At 71.9% G+C, this 19,374-nt stretch carries 21 protein-coding genes; 8 read left to right on the forward strand and 13 right to left on the reverse strand.

The annotated features are described in order from the left end of the window. The 6 genes from AB0L37_RS35735 to AB0L37_RS35760 form a co-directional block, all read right to left on the reverse strand. A partial coding sequence (locus AB0L37_RS35735) for a phosphoadenosine phosphosulfate reductase family protein (protein ID WP_365515377.1) occupies nt 1-437 on the reverse strand: 437 nt, incomplete at its 3' end. Beyond that, nucleotides 434-1,000, reverse strand: coding sequence for an adenylyl-sulfate kinase (gene cysC, locus AB0L37_RS35740; protein ID WP_365515380.1), 567 nt, complete (start codon nt 998-1,000; stop codon nt 434-436). The genes AB0L37_RS35735 and cysC, both read right to left, overlap by 4 nt. Nucleotides 1,001-1,004: 4 nt before the next feature. Beyond that, nucleotides 1,005-1,724 (reverse strand): phosphoadenylyl-sulfate reductase, encoded by a 720-nt coding sequence (locus AB0L37_RS35745; protein WP_365515384.1) that lies wholly within the window; start codon nt 1,722-1,724, stop codon nt 1,005-1,007. Continuing rightward, complete coding sequence (locus tag AB0L37_RS35750) at nt 1,721-1,900, reverse strand: hypothetical protein (RefSeq protein ID WP_365515386.1); 180 nt, start codon at nt 1,898-1,900, stop codon at nt 1,721-1,723. The genes AB0L37_RS35745 and AB0L37_RS35750 overlap by 4 nt, the downstream gene beginning before the upstream one ends. Beyond that, nucleotides 1,897-3,594 carry a nitrite/sulfite reductase gene (locus AB0L37_RS35755; RefSeq protein WP_365515389.1) on the reverse strand — a complete coding sequence of 566 codons (1,698 nt, stop codon included), beginning with the start codon at nt 3,592-3,594 and terminating at the stop codon, nt 1,897-1,899. The genes AB0L37_RS35750 and AB0L37_RS35755 overlap by 4 nt, the downstream gene beginning before the upstream one ends. A gap of 348 nt (nt 3,595-3,942) precedes the next feature. After that, the gene (locus AB0L37_RS35760; protein ID WP_365515392.1) at nt 3,943-4,527 is read right to left on the reverse strand and encodes a GNAT family N-acetyltransferase; all 585 of its coding nucleotides are present in this window, start codon (nt 4,525-4,527) and stop codon (nt 3,943-3,945) included. Between the two features lie 151 nt (nt 4,528-4,678). Between AB0L37_RS35760 and AB0L37_RS35765 the strand changes: the two genes are divergently transcribed. Continuing rightward, nucleotides 4,679-5,719, forward strand: a complete 1,041-nt coding sequence (locus tag AB0L37_RS35765) for a M4 family metallopeptidase (RefSeq protein ID WP_365515395.1) — start codon at nt 4,679-4,681, stop codon at nt 5,717-5,719. Nucleotides 5,720-5,764: 45 nt separating this feature from the next. On the opposite strand, the gene AB0L37_RS35770 is transcribed toward AB0L37_RS35765, so the two are convergent. The 3 genes from AB0L37_RS35770 to AB0L37_RS35780 all read right to left on the reverse strand — a co-directional run bounded on the left by AB0L37_RS35770 (nt 5,765) and on the right by AB0L37_RS35780 (nt 10,367). Continuing rightward, nucleotides 5,765-7,141, reverse strand: coding sequence for a hypothetical protein (locus AB0L37_RS35770; protein ID WP_365515398.1), 1,377 nt, complete (start codon nt 7,139-7,141; stop codon nt 5,765-5,767). Between the two features lie 39 nt (nt 7,142-7,180). After that, entirely contained in the window at nt 7,181-8,467 is a 1,287-nt protein-coding gene (locus tag AB0L37_RS35775; protein WP_365515401.1) for a GAF domain-containing protein, read from the reverse strand. Between the two features lie 274 nt (nt 8,468-8,741). Continuing rightward, nucleotides 8,742-10,367 (reverse strand): acyl-CoA dehydrogenase family protein, encoded by a 1,626-nt coding sequence (locus tag AB0L37_RS35780; RefSeq protein ID WP_365515404.1) that lies wholly within the window; start codon nt 10,365-10,367, stop codon nt 8,742-8,744. A gap of 77 nt (nt 10,368-10,444) precedes the next feature. Here AB0L37_RS35780 and AB0L37_RS35785 point away from each other — a divergent pair, with 77 nt between their 5' ends. After that, entirely contained in the window at nt 10,445-11,614 is a 1,170-nt protein-coding gene (locus tag AB0L37_RS35785) for a YihY/virulence factor BrkB family protein (protein ID WP_365515406.1), read from the forward strand. A 6-nt stretch (nt 11,615-11,620) separates the two neighbouring features. On the opposite strand, the gene AB0L37_RS35790 is transcribed toward AB0L37_RS35785, so the two are convergent. Beyond that, nucleotides 11,621-12,484 (reverse strand): NAD(P)H-binding protein, encoded by an 864-nt coding sequence (locus AB0L37_RS35790; protein WP_365515409.1) that lies wholly within the window; start codon nt 12,482-12,484, stop codon nt 11,621-11,623. Nucleotides 12,485-12,564: 80 nt separating this feature from the next. On the opposite strand from AB0L37_RS35790, the gene AB0L37_RS35795 reads away from it, so the two are divergent. Together AB0L37_RS35795 and AB0L37_RS35800 are read left to right on the forward strand one after the other, a co-directional pair. Beyond that, nucleotides 12,565-13,515: an AraC family transcriptional regulator gene (locus AB0L37_RS35795; protein ID WP_365515412.1), complete on the forward strand. Its 951-nt coding sequence runs from the start codon at nt 12,565-12,567 to the stop codon at nt 13,513-13,515. A gap of 10 nt (nt 13,516-13,525) precedes the next feature. After that, nucleotides 13,526-14,230 (forward strand): helix-turn-helix domain-containing protein, encoded by a 705-nt coding sequence (locus AB0L37_RS35800; protein WP_365515415.1) that lies wholly within the window; start codon nt 13,526-13,528, stop codon nt 14,228-14,230. A gap of 187 nt (nt 14,231-14,417) precedes the next feature. On the opposite strand, the gene AB0L37_RS35805 is transcribed toward AB0L37_RS35800, so the two are convergent. Then, nucleotides 14,418-14,708 carry a hypothetical protein gene (locus tag AB0L37_RS35805; protein WP_365515418.1) on the reverse strand — a complete coding sequence of 97 codons (291 nt, stop codon included), beginning with the start codon at nt 14,706-14,708 and terminating at the stop codon, nt 14,418-14,420. A 50-nt stretch (nt 14,709-14,758) separates the two neighbouring features. Between AB0L37_RS35805 and AB0L37_RS35810 the strand changes: the two genes are divergently transcribed. Next, on the forward strand, nt 14,759-15,478 hold the full coding sequence (locus AB0L37_RS35810) for a DUF6250 domain-containing protein (protein WP_365515420.1): 720 nt from the start codon (nt 14,759-14,761) through the stop codon (nt 15,476-15,478). Here the strand turns inward: AB0L37_RS35810 and AB0L37_RS35815 are convergent. Next, nucleotides 15,475-15,849 carry a VOC family protein gene (locus AB0L37_RS35815; protein WP_365515423.1) on the reverse strand — a complete coding sequence of 125 codons (375 nt, stop codon included), beginning with the start codon at nt 15,847-15,849 and terminating at the stop codon, nt 15,475-15,477. The genes AB0L37_RS35810 and AB0L37_RS35815 overlap by 4 nt on opposite strands. Before the next feature lie 192 nt (nt 15,850-16,041). Here AB0L37_RS35815 and AB0L37_RS35820 point away from each other — a divergent pair, with 192 nt between their 5' ends. Together AB0L37_RS35820 and AB0L37_RS35825 are read left to right on the forward strand one after the other, a co-directional pair. After that, entirely contained in the window at nt 16,042-16,236 is a 195-nt protein-coding gene (locus AB0L37_RS35820) for a hypothetical protein (RefSeq protein WP_365515426.1), read from the forward strand. Nucleotides 16,237-16,247: 11 nt separating this feature from the next. Then, entirely contained in the window at nt 16,248-16,940 is a 693-nt protein-coding gene (locus AB0L37_RS35825) for a ThuA domain-containing protein (RefSeq protein WP_365515429.1), read from the forward strand. Between the two features lie 10 nt (nt 16,941-16,950). Here AB0L37_RS35825 and mmuM read toward each other — a convergent pair whose 3' ends face one another. Further along, nucleotides 16,951-17,871, reverse strand: coding sequence for a homocysteine S-methyltransferase (gene mmuM, locus AB0L37_RS35830; RefSeq protein WP_365515432.1), 921 nt, complete (start codon nt 17,869-17,871; stop codon nt 16,951-16,953). 130 nt (nt 17,872-18,001) lie between these two features. Here mmuM and AB0L37_RS35835 point away from each other — a divergent pair, with 130 nt between their 5' ends. Next, nucleotides 18,002-19,372 carry an amino acid permease gene (locus AB0L37_RS35835; RefSeq protein WP_365515435.1) on the forward strand — a complete coding sequence of 457 codons (1,371 nt, stop codon included), beginning with the start codon at nt 18,002-18,004 and terminating at the stop codon, nt 19,370-19,372. The last annotated feature ends 2 nt before the right edge of the window (nt 19,373-19,374 follow it).

Here is a 19,374-nt window from a genome sequence, read left to right on the forward strand (position 1 = left end):
CGGCGGCCGCCGCCGAAGACGGCGTCGAACTTCTCGCTCTGGATCTTCTCCGTGAGCGGCACCGTCTGGAGCGGGTTGCGCGTCCCGTCCGGGCGCTCCTTGAGCACACCGCGGTCGATGTAGTCCTGCACGTGGGCGACGTGCAGCCGCAGCCCGTGCTCGGCGACGACGCGGTCGCGGTACTCCAGGACCTCGGGGAAGTTGTGCCCGGTGTCGACATGCAGCAGGGAGAAGGGAATGGAAGCGGGCGCGAACGCCTTCAGCGCCAGGTGCAGCATGACGATCGAGTCCTTGCCGCCGGAGAAGAGGATCACCGGCCGCTCGAACTCACCCGCCACCTCGCGGAAGATGTGCACCGCCTCGGACTCCAGAGCGTCCAAGTGGCTCAGCGCGTAAGGGCTGTCGGTCTCCTCGGAGACCGTGGCTGCGGTCGTCATGCGGTCAGACCCCTCTCGGTCAGCAGCGCGTGCAGCGCCGCCGCGGACTCCTGCACGGTCTGGGTGTGCGACTCGATGCGCAGGTCGGGCGACTCGGGCGCCTCGTACGGGTCGTCGACCCCGGTCAGTCCCGACAGCTCGCCCGCCGCCTGCTTGGCGTACAGGCCCTTCACATCGCGCTCGGAGCAGACCTCCACCGGCGTCGCGACGTGCACCTCCAGGTAGGCGGTGCCGCCCGCCTGGTGCCGCTTGCGCACGGCCTCGCGGCTGTCCGCGTACGGGGCGATGACCGGGACGAGCGCCAACACGCCGTTACGGGCGAGGAGTTCGGCGAGGAACCCGATGCGCTGCACGTTCGTGTGCCGGTCCTCGCGGCTGAAGCCGAGGCCCGCCGAGAGGTACTCGCGGATCTCGTCGCCGTCGAGGACCTCGACCTGCCGGCCCTCGGCCCGCAGCGTCGTCGCCAGCTCGTACGCGATGGTGGTCTTGCCGGCGCTCGGCAGACCCGTGAGCCAGATGGTGGCTCCGGTCACTTGCTTCTCCAAAGTCTGTATACGGCCCATGAGTTCAGCCGTGGATTCCGCACTCGGTCTTCGCCCGGCCCGCCCAGCGTCCGGCGCGCGCGTCCTCGCCCTCCAGCAGGCGGCGGGTGCAGGGGGCGCAGCCCACGGACCCGTAGCCGTCCATCAGGAGCGGGTTCGTGAGAACCCCGTGCTCCGTGACGTACGCGTCGACGTCGTCCTGCGTCCAGCGAGCGATCGGCGAGACCTTGACCTTCTGCCGCTTCTCGTCCCAGCCGACGACCGGGGTGTTCGCCCGGGTCGGGGACTCGTCGCGGCGCAGTCCGGTGGCCCACGCGGTGTACTGGGTCAGCCCCTCCTCAAGGGGCTTCACCTTCCGCATGGCGCAGCACAGGTCGGGGTTGCGGTCGTGCAGCTTCGGGCCGAACTCGGCGTCCTGCTCGGCGACCGTCTGACGCGGCGTCAGCGTGATGACGTTGACGTCCATCACGGCCTCGACGGCGTCGCGGGTGCCGATGGTCTCCTCGAAGTGGTAGCCCGTGTCGAGGAAGACGACGTCGACTTTTCGACTGCCCCGCACGGCCCGCGAGGCGAGGTGGGCGACGACCGCGTCCTCCATGGACGAGGTCACGCAGAACTTCTCGCCGAAGGTCTCGGCCGCCCACTGGAGGATCTCCAGGGCCGACGCGTCCTCCAGGTCGCGCCCGGCCTGCTCGGCGAGCGCCTTCAACTCATCAGTGTCCGAGGTGACTTGAGCGGTCGTCATATCTGTTCCCCTCCACCGTCGTTGCTCTGAAGCCCCCGGGCGAGCAGCCCGAGGAACTTCAACTGGAAGGCCCGGTTGCACGCCGCGCATTCCCAGGCGCCGTGACCTTCTTCGTTCGGCCGGAGATCTTCGTCGCCGCAGTAGGGGCAGAAGAACGGCGCGGCACGCTCGCTCACGACAGGGCCTCCGCACTCGCGCGGGCCGCCCAGGTCGCGAAGCGCTCGCCGTCCTCGCGCTCCTCCTGGAAGTTCTTGAGCACCCGCTCGATGTAGTCGGGGAGCTCGGCCGACGTGACCTTCAGGCCGCGCACCTTGCGCCCGAAGCCGGCCTCCAGGCCGAGGGCGCCGCCGAGGTGCACCTGGTAGCCCTCGACCTGCTCGCCGTTGTCGTCCAGGACCAGCTGCCCCTTGAGACCGATGTCCGCGACCTGGATGCGGGCGCAGGCGTTCGGGCAGCCGTTGAGGTTGATGGTGAGCGGCTCGTCGAAGTCCGGGAGGCGGCGCTCCAGTTCGTCGATGAGCTGCGAGCCGCGGGCCTTCGTCTCGACGATGGCCAGCTTGCAGAACTCGATGCCGGTGCAGGCCATCGTGCCGCGCCGGAACGGCGACGGCTTGACCTGGAAGTCGAGCGCCTCCAGACCCGTGACGAGCCCGTCGACCTGGTCCTCGGCGACGTCGAGGATGATCATCTTCTGCTCGACGGTGGTGCGCAGCCGGTCCGAACCGTGCGCGGCGGCCAGCTCGGCGATCTTGGTGAGCGTGGTGCCGTCGACCCGTCCGACGCGCGGCGCGAAACCGACGTAGTACCGGCCGTCCTTCTGCTGGTGGACACCGATGTGGTCGCGCCACTTCTGCGACGGCTCGGCGGGCGCGGGACCGTCGACCAGCTTGCGCTTGAGGTACTCGTCCTCCAGGACCTGGCGGAACTTCTCCGGGCCCCAGTCGGCCATGAGGAACTTCAGACGGGCGCGGTTGCGCAGGCGCCGGTAGCCGTAGTCACGGAAGATGCCGACGACGCCGGCCCACACGTCCGCGACCTCGGCGAGCGGCACCCACGTCCCCAGGCGCTGCGCCAACTTGGGGTTGGTGGACAGACCGCCGCCGACCCACACGTCGAAGCCGGGCCCGTACTCGGGGTGCTCGACGCCGACGAAGGCCACGTCGTTGATCTCGTGGACCACGTCCTGGACGGGGGAGCCGGAGATCGCGGTCTTGAACTTGCGCGGCAGGTTGGAGAATTCCTTGTTGCCGATGTACCGGTCGTGGATCTCGTCCACGGCCGGCGTGCCGTCGATGATCTCGTCGGCGGCGATCCCGGCCACCGGGGAGCCGATGATCACGCGCGGGCAGTCGCCGCACGCCTCGGTCGTGGACAGGCCCACGGCCTCCAGCTTCTCCCAGATGGCGGGCACGTCCTCGATGCGGACCCAGTGCAGCTGGATGTTCTGCCGGTCGGTGATGTCGGCGGTGCCGCGCGCGTACTGCTCGGAGACCTCGCCGATGGCGCGCAGCTGCGCCACGGAGAGGCGGCCGCCGTCGACGCGCACCCGGAGCATGAAGTAGCGGTCGTCCAGCTCCTCCGGCTCCAGGACGGCCGTCTTGCCGCCGTCGATACCGGGCTTGCGCTGCGTGTACAGACCCCACCAGCGCATGCGTCCGCGCAGGTCGTTGGGGTCGATGGAGTCGAAGCCGCGCTTCGAGTAGATCGTCTCAATGCGTGTCCGCACATTGAGACCGTCGTCGTCCTTCTTGAACTGCTCGTTGCCGTTGAGGGGCGTGAAGTGGCCCACGGCCCACTGGCCCTCACCGCGGTGACGGCTCACCTTGCGGCGTGGCGCGGCGGTAGCGGGCTTTTCAGGGGTGGCAGCCATGCGAGTACGTCCTTCAAGACAGGGCTTTGGGCGGCTCTGACCTGCACACTTCGCGCGAAGGCGCGGCGGTGCGCAGGAAGACAGATCAAGCGGGGGAAGTCGGCGGGGCTGGTTCTCTCAGCGCGCCGGACAGATGGCGCTGGACATGCGGCCGAAGTCGACGTGCCGTCGACTCACCAAGGCGATTCCAGCTGTAGACATGACGGAAGCGTGTCATGGGACTTTGGGCCCGGTCCACCATTGTCCGTCATATGGACGCAGATGTCTCACTGTATGGACAATGGTGGCGCCGGTCACACGCGCCGCGAGCGTTAGGTCGCTTACGTCCGATATCGCACCGCCGGCGCGTCAGGCGGAGGGAAAGGCTCCGGGCCACGGCCCTGGAGTCGGGACATCCGGCTCCGTGCCCGTCTCCGTCCTGAACAGCCGGAAGCCGCGCCGCTCATAGTTGGCCATCGCGTGCTCGCCGTCCAGTGAGCACGTGTGCAGCCACACCCGCTTCGTCTCCGGGCGCTCCGGTTGGCGTTCCGCCAGGTCCCAGGCGCGCGCGATCCCGTACGAGAGCAGGTGCCCGCCGATCCGGCGCCCGCGGAAGGCCGGGATCAGGCCGAAGTAGACGATCTCGACGACGCCGTCGTCCTGCGCGTCCAGCTCCACGTAACCGGCCGGCGTCCCCTTCTCGTACGCGACCCAGGTCTCCGCACCGGGCCTGGCGAGCTGCTCCTGCCACTGGGCGTAGGTCCAGCCGAGCCGGTCGATCCACTTGATGTCGCCGCCCACCGAGGCGTACAGAAAACGGCTGAATTCCGGCGAGGGCACCTCGGCGCGCACGATGCGCAGGTCGACGCCCTCGGGGGCCGCGACCGGCCGGAGATCGGACGGCGAGGTCTGTTCGAGGGACCAGGTGGTGACGGTGATGTCGCTGCTGCTCATGGGGTCATCGGATCACGTGCGAGCGGCACTGGCCAGGGCTGTTCGGTCAGCGCGAACGTGACGCGCTCTGGTCAACAGGGCCGGGCATGCGGGAAGATCCCGCAGCGCACCGCACCACCCCCCACATCCGACCCACCGGAGGATGTTCCCGATGCCCCACCGCACGCGCCGCACACCCCGCGGTCTGCTCGCCGCGGCCACCCTCACCGTGGCCCTCGCCACGCTCGCCTCGCCCGCCCTCGCCGCGCCCGCCGACCCGCAGGCCCGCGTCTTCATGGTGAACCCGGTCCAGTCGTCCGGCGACCAGTCCCTGACCGACGCCAAGGACTCCGCGACGGCGGTCCCGGCGAACCAGTACGCCCTCGCCGCCCTCCGCAACCTCGACGCGAGCGGCGGCCTCTCCGGCAAGTGGGCCTACGTCAGATCCGACACCGGCACCTCCGCGAAGATCGCCGACGTCGGCACGTACACCCGTCACGACGACCAGTTCGAGCAGGTCATGGCGTACTTCTGGGTCAACGAGGCGCAGGAGTACCTCCAGTCGCTCGGCTTCGGCAGCGAACTGCCCGGCGCCAACGACCGCGCCCAGCCCGTCCGTATCAACCAGTGGGGCGCCGACAACTCCTTCTTCACCGACAAGAAGGCCGAGATCCGCTTCGGCAAGGGCGGCGTCGACGACGCGGAGGACGCCGAGGTCATCGTCCACGAGTACGGCCACGCCGTGCACAACGCCCAGGTCCCGGGATTCGGCACGTCGTTGGAGGCCGGGTCGATCGGTGAGGCGTTCGGCGACTACCTCGCCGTCGAGGTCGGCTCCGCCGCCGACGCCAAGTACGGCTGGCCGGTGAAGACCGATCTGGCGTGCGTCGCGGACTGGGACTCGGTCTCGTACACGAACACGACGCCGCACTGCCTGCGCCGCGTCGACACCGACAAGACGTACGCGGACAAGGTCGGGGAGGTGCACGCCGACGGCGAGATCTGGTCGCGGGCGCTGTTCGACATCCGCGGCGCGCTCGGCGCGCGCACGGCGGACCGGATCATCGTGAACGCGCAGTTCGGCTTCGCGCCGGACACGAGCTTCTCGGCCGCCGCCACGACGACGATCGCGACGGCGCGGAAGATGTACGGGACGCAGGCCGCGGACGCGGTGCGCAAGGCGTTCGCCGCCCGCGGGATCCCCGGGGTGTGACGCAGCCGCGGTGGCCGGCCTCCCGGGGCCGGCCACCGCCGCGCTTCAGCTCCTGAGCGCGCTGTCGATCGAGGAGAGCGGCGTCGCGTACAGGACGCGTTCGGGAATCGCCGGATCCTCCCACTTGGCGTCGGCGTTGGCCGCCCACTCGGTCAGCGTCCAGACCTTGCCGGTGCTCGTCCAGTACGACATCGACTCGGTGTGCTTGCCCCAGCAGGCGTACGTCTGGTCGGTGCCGCAGTCCCGTGCCGCCTTCGCGCCGGACGTGGTCTGCTGCCACAGGATGCCGTGCTGTCCCACGCCGCCGCGCGCGTCGTCCACGTACCACTTGCCGTCGTGCGCGATCACGCCCTGAAGCCCGACGGCCCTCGTCTCGTACGCCTCGTCGGCGTTGGCGTAGCCGCTGGTGCTGATGCCGAGGAAGCCGGGGCGGTCGGACGCGGTCGAGAAGTAGTAGCGCCAGACGCGGGCGGCCTGGCTGCCGCCGGACGAGAACCACTCGGTGGCGACCAGGCTGTCCGGCGTCGACGTGCGGTCCAGCGAGATCGAGGCGAAGCACGGCACGCCGTCGTCGTTCGTGCTGACGCAGGCGCCGCCGGTCAGGCTGTACGAGCCGATCGCAGGCATCACGTACTGGTAGCCGTGCGCCGACCAGCCGCCGTCGACCTTGCCGATCGCGCTGCTGTTGACGTTCGCCTGGAGGATGCGGCTCATGTCGTAGATGTAGAGGGCGTTGTTGTCCGCGGCGCCGTTGCGTGCCGTGACGATCAGCTTGTCCTGGTACCAGACCATGCCGCCGAGGTGCGACTCGAGCTTCTTGTAGTTGCTGCCGCCGTCGATCGGGATGACGAGCAGCACCCAGCGGTACTTGAGGTTGTTCGGGTCGTTGGCGTCGATGAACGCGACGCGCGCGAGGTGGTCGTCGGCGGTCGGCTCGCCCGACTTGCCGTCGTTGTGCGTCCAGCCCGCGAGGATCACCTTGTTGGTGCCCCACATGCCGTCGTCGTCCGCGTCACCGGACGTCGTCACCGACTGCGGCAGCCAGGACTGTGTGGTCGCGTCGCCGCCGTCCCAGCAGTACGCGTCGGAGGCGGTCGGGCTGACGGGGAGCGCCGCCGACTCGGTGGACGCGCAGGCCGCCTTGTTGCGCATCGGGTGGTTGGCGCTCTTGAGGACCGTGTCGACACCGACCGAGGTCCCCATCAGGGAGGCCAGGTTGTCGAGGGAGGTCTCGGGGACCCGGTGCTCCTGCAACTGGAGCTTGTTCAGCTCGGTGCTGGAGGTGAGCGGGGTCAGCGCTCCGGGGTTGTCGCCCGGCGCCGCCTGGGCGGGCGCCACGCCGAGGGTGGTCGTCAGGAGGGCGACGGTGGCTATCAGCACCGTACGGAAACGGAGTTGGCGCAAGTGTCTGAAGGGGGTCATGGGGAGGGAGCGTACTCAGGCGGAGTGCACCCGGGCCGCTCAGGCTCCGCAGGTGCGTGCCCTGACCACCGCGGGCGCCGTCGAATGCGGCAGCAGGTCCTGGGGGTCGTCCGGCAGCACGACCGTGACCTCCGTGTCCTCCAGGAAGCGGTACGGGCGGTGGGCGAGCAGGCCGCCCAGATAGCGGCGGACCCGGGACATCTCCGCGCGGACCGTCACCGTACGGGCCGGGTCGCCGAACAGGTCCTCGGCCAGGCCCGACGCGCTGCGCCCGGCGCGGTGCAGGGCGAGGAGGTACAGCAACTCGGCGTGCCGCGGACTCAGTTCATGGGTCCAGGCGCCCGCCTCTCCGGCCACCTGCACCGACCAGCGGCGCGTCCGGCTCACGTCGAGGACGACCCGGGTCGCGGTCAGCGGCTCCGGCGCGTCGTCCACCATGAGCAGCCAGCCGCCGGGCAGCGGAGCGGCCTTGCACGCGCCGAGCGAGGGTATCCAACAGGCGCCCTCGGCCAGGGACTTGGGCAGCGCGACCCGGTCGGGCAGCGGCATCCCGGTGACCGCCGCCGTCCAGCCGTGCGGATCCACCGCGAGGGCCCGCCCGCCGATCCGCGCCAGGACCGGCGCGGCCACGGCCCGCAGCCGCTCCAGCGTCGCCACGTGCCGCTCGCGCAGGCGCGCCTCGGCGAGCCGGGCCACCGACGTCACCCACGACAGCGTCGCCGGGTGCATCGTCTCCACCGGGCCGCTGACGTCCACGACCCCGAGCAGCCGTCCGTCGCGCGGGTCGGCGATCGGCGCGCCCGTGCACGTCCACTGGTGGTGCGACCGCACGAAGTGCTCGGCGGAGAAGACCTGGACGGGCCGCCGCGTCACGAGCGGCGTGCCCACGCCGTTGGTCCCCACGACGTCCTCGGCCCAGTGCGCGCCGACCTCGAAGCCGTGCCGGTCGCCCTTGCGCAGTATCGCGGGATGTCCCTCGCGCCACAGGATGCGGCCCTCGGCGTCGCTCACCACCATGATGTGCTGTGCCGCGTCGGCCACCTCGACGAGCGCCTCCCGCAGGACCGGCAGGACCGGCAGGAGCGGCGACGACTGCCGGCGCTCCGCCACCTCGTCGACGCCGAGCAGCCCGCGCCGCACGTCGCGGTCCGGGTCGACGCCGCCGCGCAGCATCCGGTCCCAGGACTCGCCGATGTCCGGGCGCGGCATGACGCGCGGCCGGTGCCCGGAGAGCGTCGCGTCGCGCACGCCCTTGAGGAGCCGGGACGCGAGCGCCACGTCCATCGCGGAGAGCCGCGCCAGGTCGATCGTCGAGTCCTTGTTCATGCCTGAATCCTCGGTATGCGGGGAGTTACGCCTATCGTGCACCTCCGAGCCACGGACAGGGTGGGTCTTCCGGAAGCACGTTGCAACCCCCTGCAACCCTGGCGAACAACCGTACGGCGATTGAAACTGGCAGTAACGCCGTCAAGGCGGCGTTACAGCTCCCCAACGGGGCCTGTAGTGCGGGGATGGTGCCGTGTCGGCGCAGCACCATCCCCGCGAACAGCCCGTTCCGGAGCCGTTGTCCGGCCCTTCTCGGGAGCGACGTTCACCGGGTTCACACCAGTGGACGGGCCCGTTCCACGATGCCGGCGGCATCCAGGGTGTGCGGCAGCGTGCCGAAGGCCGCGCCCCGGTCCGCGCCGAACCGCGACGCGCAGAACGCGTCCGCCACGTCCGCGGGCGCGTACCGCACGAGCAACGACCCCTGGAGCACCAGCGCGATCCGCTCCGTGATCCGCCGGGCCCGCGCCTCGATGCCGTCCAGGTCGCCCAGTTCGGTCAGCAGGTCCTTCACCGCCGTGTCCAGGCGGTGATCGGCGCCGCGCGACCGGCCGATCTCGATCAGGAACGCGTTCAGCGCCTGCGGCTCGCGTTGCAGTGCCCGCAGCACGTCGAGCGCCTGGACGTTCCCCGACCCCTCCCAGATCGAGTTCAGCGGCGACTCGCGCAGCAGCCGCGGCATGCCCGACTCCTCCACGTACCCGTTGCCCCCGAGACATTCGAGCGCCTCGGCCACCATCGGCGTGCACCGCTTCGTCACCCAGTACTTGGCCGCGGGCACCGCGATCCGCAAGAACGCCTCCTCGCCCGCGTCGTACGCGGCCGCGAGCCGCAGCGCCAGCGTCGTCGCGGCCTCCGACTCCAGCGCCAGATCCGCAAGCACGTTGCGCATCAGCGGTTTGTCGACAAGGAGACCCCCGAACGCCTCGCGGTACGTGCAGTGGTGGATCGCCTGCGCCACCGCCTGCCGCATCAGCGCCGCCGAGCCGAGCACGCAGTCCAGCCGGGTCGCCGCCACCATGTCGACGATCGTGCGCACCCCGCGCCCCTCGTCACCGACCCGCCGCGCCCACGTCCCGTCGAACTCGACCTCCGCCGACGCGTTCGACCGGTTGCCCAGCTTGTCCTTGAGCCGCTGGATCAGGAACGGGTTGCGCGTCCCGTCCTCCAGGACACGCGGAACGAGAAAACAGCTGAGCCCCTCCGGTGCCCGGGCCAGGACCAGGAACCCGTCCGACATCGGTGCGCTGCAGAACCACTTGTGCCCGGTGAGCGCGTACGCCCCGGCCTCGGCCAGCGGCTCGGCGCGCGTCGTGTTCGACCGTACGTCGCTGCCGCCCTGCTTCTCCGTCATCCCCATGCCGAAGAGGACCCCCGCCTTCTGCGACGCGGGACGCAGCCCGGCGTCGTAGATCGTGGACGTCAGGCGCGGCTCCCACACCGCGGCGAGATCCGGCTGCGCGCGCAGGGCGGGCACCGCCGCGTACGTCATCGACAGCGGACACAGATGCCCCGCGTCCACCTGCCCCCACACCAGGAACGCGGCGGCGCGCCGCAGATGGCCGCCCGGCCGCTTCCACGCCGCCGTCAGACCGGCCGTCACCCCCTTGGCGACGAGCCGGTGCCAGGACGGATGGAAGTCGACCTCGTCGACGCGGTGCCCGTAGCGGTCGTGGGTGCGCAGCTCCGGCGGGTTCGCGTCCGCGAGCCGGCCCCACTCCTGGGCCTGGGCGGATCCCGCGGTGCGCCCGAGCAGCGACAGCTCGTCACGGGCCCCGGCCAGGAGGTCCGGATCGAGGTGCCGCTCCACGGCCTCGACCAGGGCCCGGTCGGCCGTGAAGACGTCGTAGCCGCTCAGCGGCGGGGGCTGGTTGGTGACCGAGTGCGTGCTGCCTGCCATACCCCGAACCTACCCGCGCCGCTGGTAGTGGGGCCGGGGGATGGGGGCCGCGCCGGTGCGGCGGATACCTTTAGCTCGTGCAGTCAGCAAGTGAATCCCCCGATCAACCGTCGTCCGGCCGTCTCCACCGGGCGCGGGTGCTCTACCAGAACGTCTCCAAACGCAGGACCGCCTGGCTGCTGCTCAAGGACACGGTCAACTCGTGCATGGAGTACCGCATCCTGGGCCTCGCGGCCGAGGCGGCGTTCTTCACGCTGCTGTCCGTGCCGCCGCTGCTGCTCTCGCTGGTCGGACTGCTCGCGTACGTCGACACGTGGACCGGCGCCGACACGATCGCGGGCGTCCGCGACAACATCCTCGAGGCGTCCCGCACGGTCCTCACCGACCAGGGCGTGAAGGAGATCGCGGAACCGATCCTGGACGACGTCATCAAGGGCGGCAGGCCCGACGTCATCTCCATCGGCTTCCTCATCTCGCTGTGGTCGGGCTCGCGCGCGGTGTCGACCTTCGTGGACACGGTGACCGTCATGTACGGCCTGGACGGTGTGCGCGGCATCGTGAGGACCCGGCTGCTCGCCTTCCTGCTCTTCCTCGTCGGGCTGGTCGTCGGGGCGATCGCGCTGCCGCTGATGATCGCGGGCCCGGACGCGGTGATCGCCCTCGTCCCCTGGTCGGAGACGCTCGTCCAGATCCTGTACTGGCCGGTGGTCCTGGTTCTGTCGGTGGCGTTCCTGACGACGCTCTACCACGTGTCCGTGCCGGTGCGTTCGCCGTGGATCGAGGACGTGCCGGGCGCTCTCGTGGCCCTCGCCATGTGGATCCCCGGCAGCTTTCTGCTGCGGCTCTACCTCACCAACACCATCGAGGGGCCCACGATCTACGGCTCCCTCGCGGCGCCGGTGGCGGTGCTCCTGTGGATCGGCGTCTCCGCGTTCGCCGTCCTGGTCGGCGCGGCCGTGAACGCCGCGATCGACCGGGTCTGGCCGTCGGTGGCGACGGCCGCGGCGCGCGCCGCGAACGAGCGCATGCGCACGGCGGCCGCCGCGGAGTACGTGGCCCGCGTCGCGGCCCGCATCGAGGCGCACGGCGGGGACGACGACGAGGAGGTGGACCTGGACGACCCCGGCATGCCGTCCGAGTTCCCCGAGCGCTGGTCCAAGTTCCTGCCCCCGGAGGACGTGTCGTCCCGGCTGCGCACCCACGTCCGCAAGGGCGGGGACACACCGCCGGGCGACGACAGCGCGTAGCCCCCCTTACTTCCAGACGCCGTCGGCGGCGGCCCGCTCGGCGAACGCGGCGAACGGCCGGGGGCCCCGCCCCAGGACCCGCTCGACGTCGCCCGACAGCGACGCGTTGCGCCCGTCGAGCAGCGTCGTGAACAGCTCCACCAGGAACGCCACTTCCTCCTCGGGCACCCCGAACTCCCCGAGCGCCGCACCGTAGTCGCCGGCCGGCACCGCCACGTACGCCTTGTCCGTCCCGGTGGCCCGCGCGACCGCGCCGAGCGCCTCGCCCCACGTGAGCAGCTCGGGCCCCGTCAGATCGAGCACCTCGCCCGCGTACCGCCCGGCCGGATCCCGCAGCACCGCCACCGCGGTCTCCGCGATGTCCTGTACGTCGATGAACGGCTCGCGCAGTCCGTCCGGCGCCGCGAACGCCAGCTCGTCGCCGCGCACCTGGTCGAGGAGCGGCCCCTCGCTGAAGTTCTGCTGGAACCAGGCGCACCGCAGCACCGTCCACGCGGCCCCCGACGCCCGCAGCGCCTCCTCGGCGGGCAGCGCCTGGTCCTCGCCGCGCGCCGAGAGCAGCACGAGGCGCCGCACACCGAGCTCGACCGCCCGCCGGGACAGCGCCCCGACCGCGTCCGCCGCGTCCGGCGCCCCGATGTCCGTCGGGTACGCCAGATACGCGCCGTCGGCGCCGGACAGGGCCGCGTCCCAGGTCGCCGGGTCCGCCCAGTCGAACCGCACCGCGCCGGAGCGCGAGGCCGCCCGCACGGTCAGCCCGGCGGCGCGCGCGGCGTCGGCGACCCGCCGCCCGGTCCGCCCGGTCGCCCCGGTCACCAATACCGTCGTCGTGTTCTCAGTGGTCTGCGTGGTGTTCGTCGTCTGCGTCATGTCTCCACTCAACTGCCGCGCGGGGCACGGAAACATCGGCGAGCCGCTCGCCGCCATACGCGTCCGTCTACGCTGCCCTCATGGACGTACTCGCAGGGCTTCTGGAAGGGCCGCGGGCGCGCGGGGCCTTCATGATCCGGGCCTGTTTCGAGCTGCCGTGGTCCGTGCGCATCGCCGACGAGGCACCGCTCACCGTGATGATCATGGTGGAGGGCGACGCATGGATCCTGCCCGCCGACGATGACGGCGGCGAGGGCAAGCCGCAGCACATCCGCCCCGGTGACATCGCCATCGCCCGCGGCCCCGACCCGTACGTCTGCTGCGACGACCCGGCGACCGCGCCGCGCGCCGAGATCGGGCCCGGGCAGGTGTGCAGGCCGCTCGGGCCCGCGCACGTCGGCCGGTACAAGGAGCTCGGCGTACGGGAGTGGGGCGAGTCGCCGGACGGGCCCGCGAAGATGCTCATCGGCACCTACCAGATGCGCGGCGAGCTCAGCGCGCGGCTGCTCGACGCGCTGCCCCCGCTGCTCGTGCTGCCGACCGAGGTGTGGGACTGCCCGCTGACCCCGCTGGTCGCCGAGGAGATCGTGCGGGACGAGCCGGGCCAGGAAGTCGTCCTCGACCGGCTGCTCGACCTGCTGCTCATCGCGTCCCTGCGGGCCTGGTTCTCCCGGCCCGAGGCCGACGCGCCGGCCTGGTACCGGGCCATGGGCGACCCGGTCGTCGGACGGGCGCTGCGCCTGATCCAGGACGAGCCGGCCCACCCGTGGAGCGTCACCGAACTCGCCGAGCGCGCCGGGATCTCGCGGGCCGCGCTCGCCCGCCGCTTCACCGACCTCGTGGGCGAGCCCCCGATGACGTATCTGACCGGCTGGCGCCTCGCCCTCGCCGCCGACCTGCTGCGCGACACCGAGCTCACCGTCGCCTCGATAGCGCGGCAGATCGGCTACGGCAGCGCGTTCGCCCTGTCCAGCGCCTTCAAGCGGGTGTACGGGGTCAGCCCGCAGGAACACCGCACGCGCGCGGCGTAGCGTGGAAGGCGTGAGCCCCGCGGACGTGTACGAGGAGCGGGCCGCGCGGGTGCCCGGCGCGGTCCTGTGGACGCGTACCGTCACCGCCGGCGCGGCGGGTGCGGCCCCCGTGCTGCCCGACGGCTGCATGGACCTGATCTGGAGCGAGGGCCGGCTGTTCGTGGCCGGGCCCGACACCCGCGCCCATGCCACGGACCCCGACGGGGCCCGCCGTTACGCGGGCATCCGCTTCGCCCCCGGCACCGCGCCCGGCTATCTCGGCGTCCCGGCCCACGAACTGCGCGACACCCGGGCCGAGTTGACGGACGTGTGGGCAAGCGCCGAGGCACGCAGGCTGACCGAGCGCATCGACGCCTCCGCCGACCCGGCCGCCGCCCTCGAGGCGCTCGCCGTCCGCCTCGCGCACGACGCGGGCCCGCCCGACCCGCTGCTCGCGCACGTCGTCAGGGCGCTCGGCGCGGGCCGTACCGTGACCGAGACCGCCGAGGCGACCGGGCTCAACCCGCGCCGCCTGCACCGCCGTTCCCTCACCGCGTTCGGCTACGGGCCCAAGACCCTGGCCCGGGTGCTCCGGTTGCAGCGGGCGCTGGCCCTGGCCCGCGCCGGCGTCCCCTTCGCGTCCACGGCGGCCCGCGCCGGATACACGGACCAGGCCCATCTGGCGCGCGATGTGCGGGACTTGACGGGGGAGACGCTGGGGCGGCTGCTCGCCTGAGCCCGCAGATCGCCGACAGGTTCTGATGGAACCTGTGTGTTTGTGTGCGGAGTATTGCGATCCCATGGCGGGGCCCGTGAGGATCTGGTGTCGATGCGCTTCGATCAGCAGGGTGGGAGCGAAACGATCACCCGTCCCCGTGAGGCTCCGAGGAGTACCGTGCCCGCCCCCGCCCGCCGCACCGTCATCACGTCCGCCGCGTTCGCGGCCGCGGCGGCCTCAACGGTGCGGGATCGGCGCCACGTTCGGACCGTGACGCCGAGTTGATCGTGGTGAACCAGGGGACGAACGACGCGGCGTTCCCCGCCCTGCGCCCCTCGACGGCACGCACTCCGTCGACATCGCGGCCCCCGTCGACATCGCGGCCCTCGTCACCGAACTGGCCGACCGTCGCGCCGACTTCGTCGACACCACCGACTGGCCGGCGGCCGCCGACGGCGACGTCCACGGCGACGTCCACCCCAGCGTCCGAGGCCACCGCAAAAGTGCCGACCGACTGCTCGACCTGATCTCCAAGGAGCACCTCGTATGACCCTGAACCGGCGCACCTTCGGCGCCCTCCTCACCGGTGCGGGAGCGGCGGCCCTGCTGCCCTCCGCCACCGCGTCCGCCACCGCCTCCGCCCACGGGGGGCGCCTGATCGCCCGCGACGACTTCCGGCACGGACTCGGCAAGTGGGCCGTCGAACTGGAGAAGGGCGGCTCCGTCACCGCCTCCCGCGGCGTTCTCGACGTCGACGTGCCCGCCGGCGCCACGATCTGGCTCAAGCAGCGCCTGACCGGCCCCTACGTTCTGTCGTACACCGCCACCCCGGTCTCGGCGGGCGGCGTCAACGACCGGGTCTCCGACCTCAACAACTTCTGGAACGCGACGGACGTCCGCTCGCCCGACGACCTGTTCGCCACGGTGCGCGGCGGCGCGCTCGCCGAGTACGACCACCTCACGACCTACTACTCGGGCTACGGCGCGAACTACAACACCACGACCCGGCTGCGCCGCTACGTCGGCGAGAGCGGGGTGCGCCCGCTCGTCTGCGACTACACAGAGCCCCTGCTCGCGCCGAACGAGCCCAACCGGGTCCGGATCGTCTCCGACGGCTCGACCGTTCAATGGTGGAACAACGGCCGGCTCGTCTTCGACTACACGGACCCGGCCCCGTACACGAGCGGCCACTTCGCGTTCCGTACGACGTGGAGCCACTTCCGCATCGAGGACTTCGCGGTCCGCCGGCTGAAGCGGCGCGCCTAGAGCCAGGCGAACAGGTCGATCTGGTTCCCGTCGGGGTCGAGCACGGCGGCGTAGCGCTGTCCCCAGTCGGCGTTCCACGGCTTCAGCTCGCCGTGGTGCCCGGCCGCGGTCAGCCGCTCGTACACCGCGTCGACCCCGGCCGCGTCACCGCAGTGGAACGCGAGCCCGATCCGGCCGCGCCCCCGGTCCTCGCCGCCGCGGTCCGGGTCGAACATCAGCCGGATGCCGCCGGGCAACTCCGTCTCCACGTGCGGGAGTTGCTCGGCGCCCTCCGGGAAGCCGAGCCCGAGGAGGCGGTAGAAGGCGAGCGACGCGGCCAGGTCGGTCGTGCTGACACCGATGGCGTCCATCCGGACGGTGATCTCGTTCATGCCTCCACCGTAGGGACGCCGCAGGTCGCAGGTCTTGTACGAAACGGACGTCCCCCGTCTTCTTGCGCGCCGAGCACCCCGGTCGTGTGCGGGACCTATGACGACCTGTTCCGAGACGTCCCTGGCGAGCGCGGGGCCGGCCGGTCCGGTCACGCTGGAGGCCACGTACGACCCCGCACTCTCGCGCCGGCTGTGGCTGGTGAAGTCAAGGGCTGGCTGCTCGTCCTGCCCCAGTTGCTTCTCACGTCCCTGCTCGTGGGCGGCACCACCACGGCGGGCGGCGTCGCAGGGCTCCTCGCCTTCTGCGCGGCCGTGGGTCCCGATGACGGACACCTGTCCGCCGTTCCGCCTCGACCAGGGGGAGCGCGAGCCGCTCGCCCCTTCTAGGCTGCGGATCCATGACACCGGACCCCGCCCCCGCCACCACCCCCACCGTGCTCACCTACACCCGCACCACCGACTACCGCCACGACTCCATCCCGCACGCCGTCGCCACCCTGCGTTCGCTGGGCCTGCCCGTGCGGCACACCGAGGAACCCGTCGCCTTCGCGGACGCGCTGCGCGAGCGGCCCGCCGTCGTCGTCTTCCTGTCCACCAGCGGCGACGTGCTCACCGACGAGGGCCGCGAGCTGCTCGCCGCGTACGTCGACGGGGGCGGCGGGTTCGTCGGGGTCCACGCCGCGGCCTGCACCGAGTACGGGTGGCCGTACTACGGACGGCTGCTCGGCGCACGGTTCGCGCGGCATCCCGCGTACCAGAAGGGACGGCTGCTCGTCGCCGACCGGGAGCATCCCGCGACCCGACACCTCGGTGAGGAATGGGAGTTCACCGACGAGTGGTACGACTTCCGGTCCGACCCGCGGGAGGCCGATCCGGCGGTGCGGGTCCTCGCGTACGCGGACGAGTCGTCGTACGAAGGCGCCGAAATGGGCGGCCGGCATCCGCTGGTGTGGTGCCGTACGCAGGGCGCAGGGCGGGTCTTCTACACCGCGCTCGGCCACGCCGACGAGGCGTACGACGATCCGGAGTTCCGCGCGCACCTGCTCGGCGGCATCGACTGGGCGGCCGGGGAAGAAGTCCGCGCGCCGTGAACCCCCGGGCTCAGGGGGCGAGTTCGTCCGCGATCGCGCGCACGCCCGCCGGGCCCACCCGGCAGCAGCCGCCGATCAGCCGCGCACCCTGGGCGGCCCACTGTGCGGCCTGCCCGGTGGTGAACGTCGAGGCGCCCTTCCAGGCGCGCGCCCGCGCGTCCCACTCCTCGCCGCTGTTCGGGTAGACGACGACCGGCTTGCCCGTGACGCGTGCGGCGATCCGCACCGCCTCGTCCACCTCGCCGGGCGCGCAGCAGTTGACGCCCACGGCCACGATCTCGTCCACGTCGGCGGCGAGCGCGAACGCCTCCTCCAGCGGCTGGCCCGCCCGCGTGCGCCCGTCCGCCACCGAGTACGACAGATACGCGGGCGTGCCCAGCTCGCGTACGACCGTCAGGAGCGCCCGCGCCTCGTCGGCGTCCGGCACCGTCTCCAGGGCGAGCACATCGGCGCCCGCGCCGGCCAGGACCTCCAGGCGCGGCCGGTGGAACGCCGCCAGCTCGTCCACGCTCAGGCCGTAGCGCCCGCGGTACTCCGAACCGTCGGCGAGCATCGCCCCGTACGGGCCGACCGACGCCGCCACCCACAGCGGCCGCCCCGCCTTCGCGCGACGCCCGGCCTCCCGCGCCAACTCGACGCTCTGCGTGAGCAGTTCACTGGTGCGCGCCGCGTCGATGCCGCGCCGCGCGAAGCCCTCGAAGGTCGCCTGGTAGCTCGCCGTGATGGCGACGCTCGCGCCCGCCTCGTAGTACGCCTGGTGCGCCACGACGATCGCCTCCGGCTCCTCGGCGAGCAGCCGCGCCGACCACAGCTCGTCGCTCAGATCGTGCCCGGCGGACCCCAGCTGGTTGGACATGCCGCCGTCGAGGACGACGGGGCCCGCGGTGAGGGCGGCGCGGAAGGACTCGGGCGTGGCGGTGCTGTTCGGCATGGTCCGACGCTAGTCGACGCGGCCGGGAGCACGCGCCGGGTGTCCGCAATACGAACACCCTGCTCGGAATGTAAGACGGCGCGGTTACGATCCCGCTCTCCCCGTCCCGCCCCGCCCCCGGAGAACGGTCATGCCTGCCCCCGCTGAACCCTCCCTCATACCCGCCGCCGCGCCGGAAGCCGCCCGCGCGCCCCGCCGCCGCACCTTCGGCCTCGCCACCGCCACCGCCCTCGTGATGGGCAACATCATCGGCGGCGGCATCTTCGCGCTCCCCGCCACCGTCGCCCCGTACGGCATGGTCAGCCTGCTCGCCTTCGCCGTGCTCTCCGTCGGAGCCGTGCTGCTCGCGCTGCTCTTCGGGAAACTCGCCCGGCGCAGCCCGGTCACCGGCGGTCTGTACGTGTATCCGCGCGACGCCTTCGGCCCGTTCGCCGGGTTCCTGTCCGCGTGGTCGTACTGGACGATGTGCTGGGTGAGCATCGCGGCGCTCGCCGTCGCGGTGGTCGGATACGTCGACGCCGTGGTCCCGCTGCACGGCAACCACCTCCTCGAAGGGGCCGTCGCCGCAGCCGCGCTGTGGCTGCCCGCCGCCGCGAACTTCGCCGGGACGCGCTGGGTCGGCGCGGTCCAGATCGTGTCCACCGCCTTGAAGTTCGTGCCGTTGCTGCTCCTCGCGACGGTCGGCCTGTTCTTCGTCGACACCGACAACTTCGGGCCGTTCAACCCGTCGGGGGACAGCGTGCCCAGCGCCCTCGCCGCCTGCGCCGCACTGCTGCTCTACAGCTTCCTCGGCGTCGAGTCCGCCGCCGTCAGCGCGGGCGAGGTGCGCGACGCCGAGCGCACGGTCGGCCGCGCGAGCGTCCTCGGCACGCTCGCCTCCGCGCTCGTCTACGTCCTCGGCATCGTCGCCGTCTTCGGTCTCGTCCCGCACGAGAAGCTCGCCGCGTCCGGCGCCCCGTTCGCCGACGCGGTCAACGCCATCACCGGCGGCACCTGGGGCGGCACCGTGATCTCCCTGGTCGCGGTCGCCTCGATCGTCGGCTGCCTCAACGGCTGGATCCTGATGGCCGCGCAGATGCCCTACGCCGCCGCGCGCGACGGACTCTTCCCCGCGCCGTTCGCCCGCCTCGGCAAGGGCGGCGTGCCCGGCTTCGGCGTCTGGGCCTGCGCCGTGCTCGGCACACTGCTCATCGCCCTCAACTACACGGCGGGCCCGGACGCCACGTTCCGCGCGCTGGTCCTCATCACCACGTTCACCGGCTGCGTCCCGTACCTGCTCTCGGCCGCGGCCCAGCTGTACTGGCTGGCCCGCGGCACCCGCGAGAAGGTCCGCCCCGCCGGGCTCGCCCGCGATCTGACCGTGGCCGCCCTCTCGTTCGGCTTCTCGTTCTGGCTGATCGCGGGCGCCGGCTACGCGGCCGTGTACCAGGGCGTGCTGTTCCTCTTCGCCGGAATCCCGGTGTACGTGTGGCTGCGCGGCCGGCAGGCGACCGAGAGCTAGCG

Origin of the sequence: Streptomyces sp. NPDC052225 (assembly GCF_040679615.1) — a bacterium.
Lineage (GTDB): Bacteria > Actinomycetota > Actinomycetes > Streptomycetales > Streptomycetaceae > Streptomyces.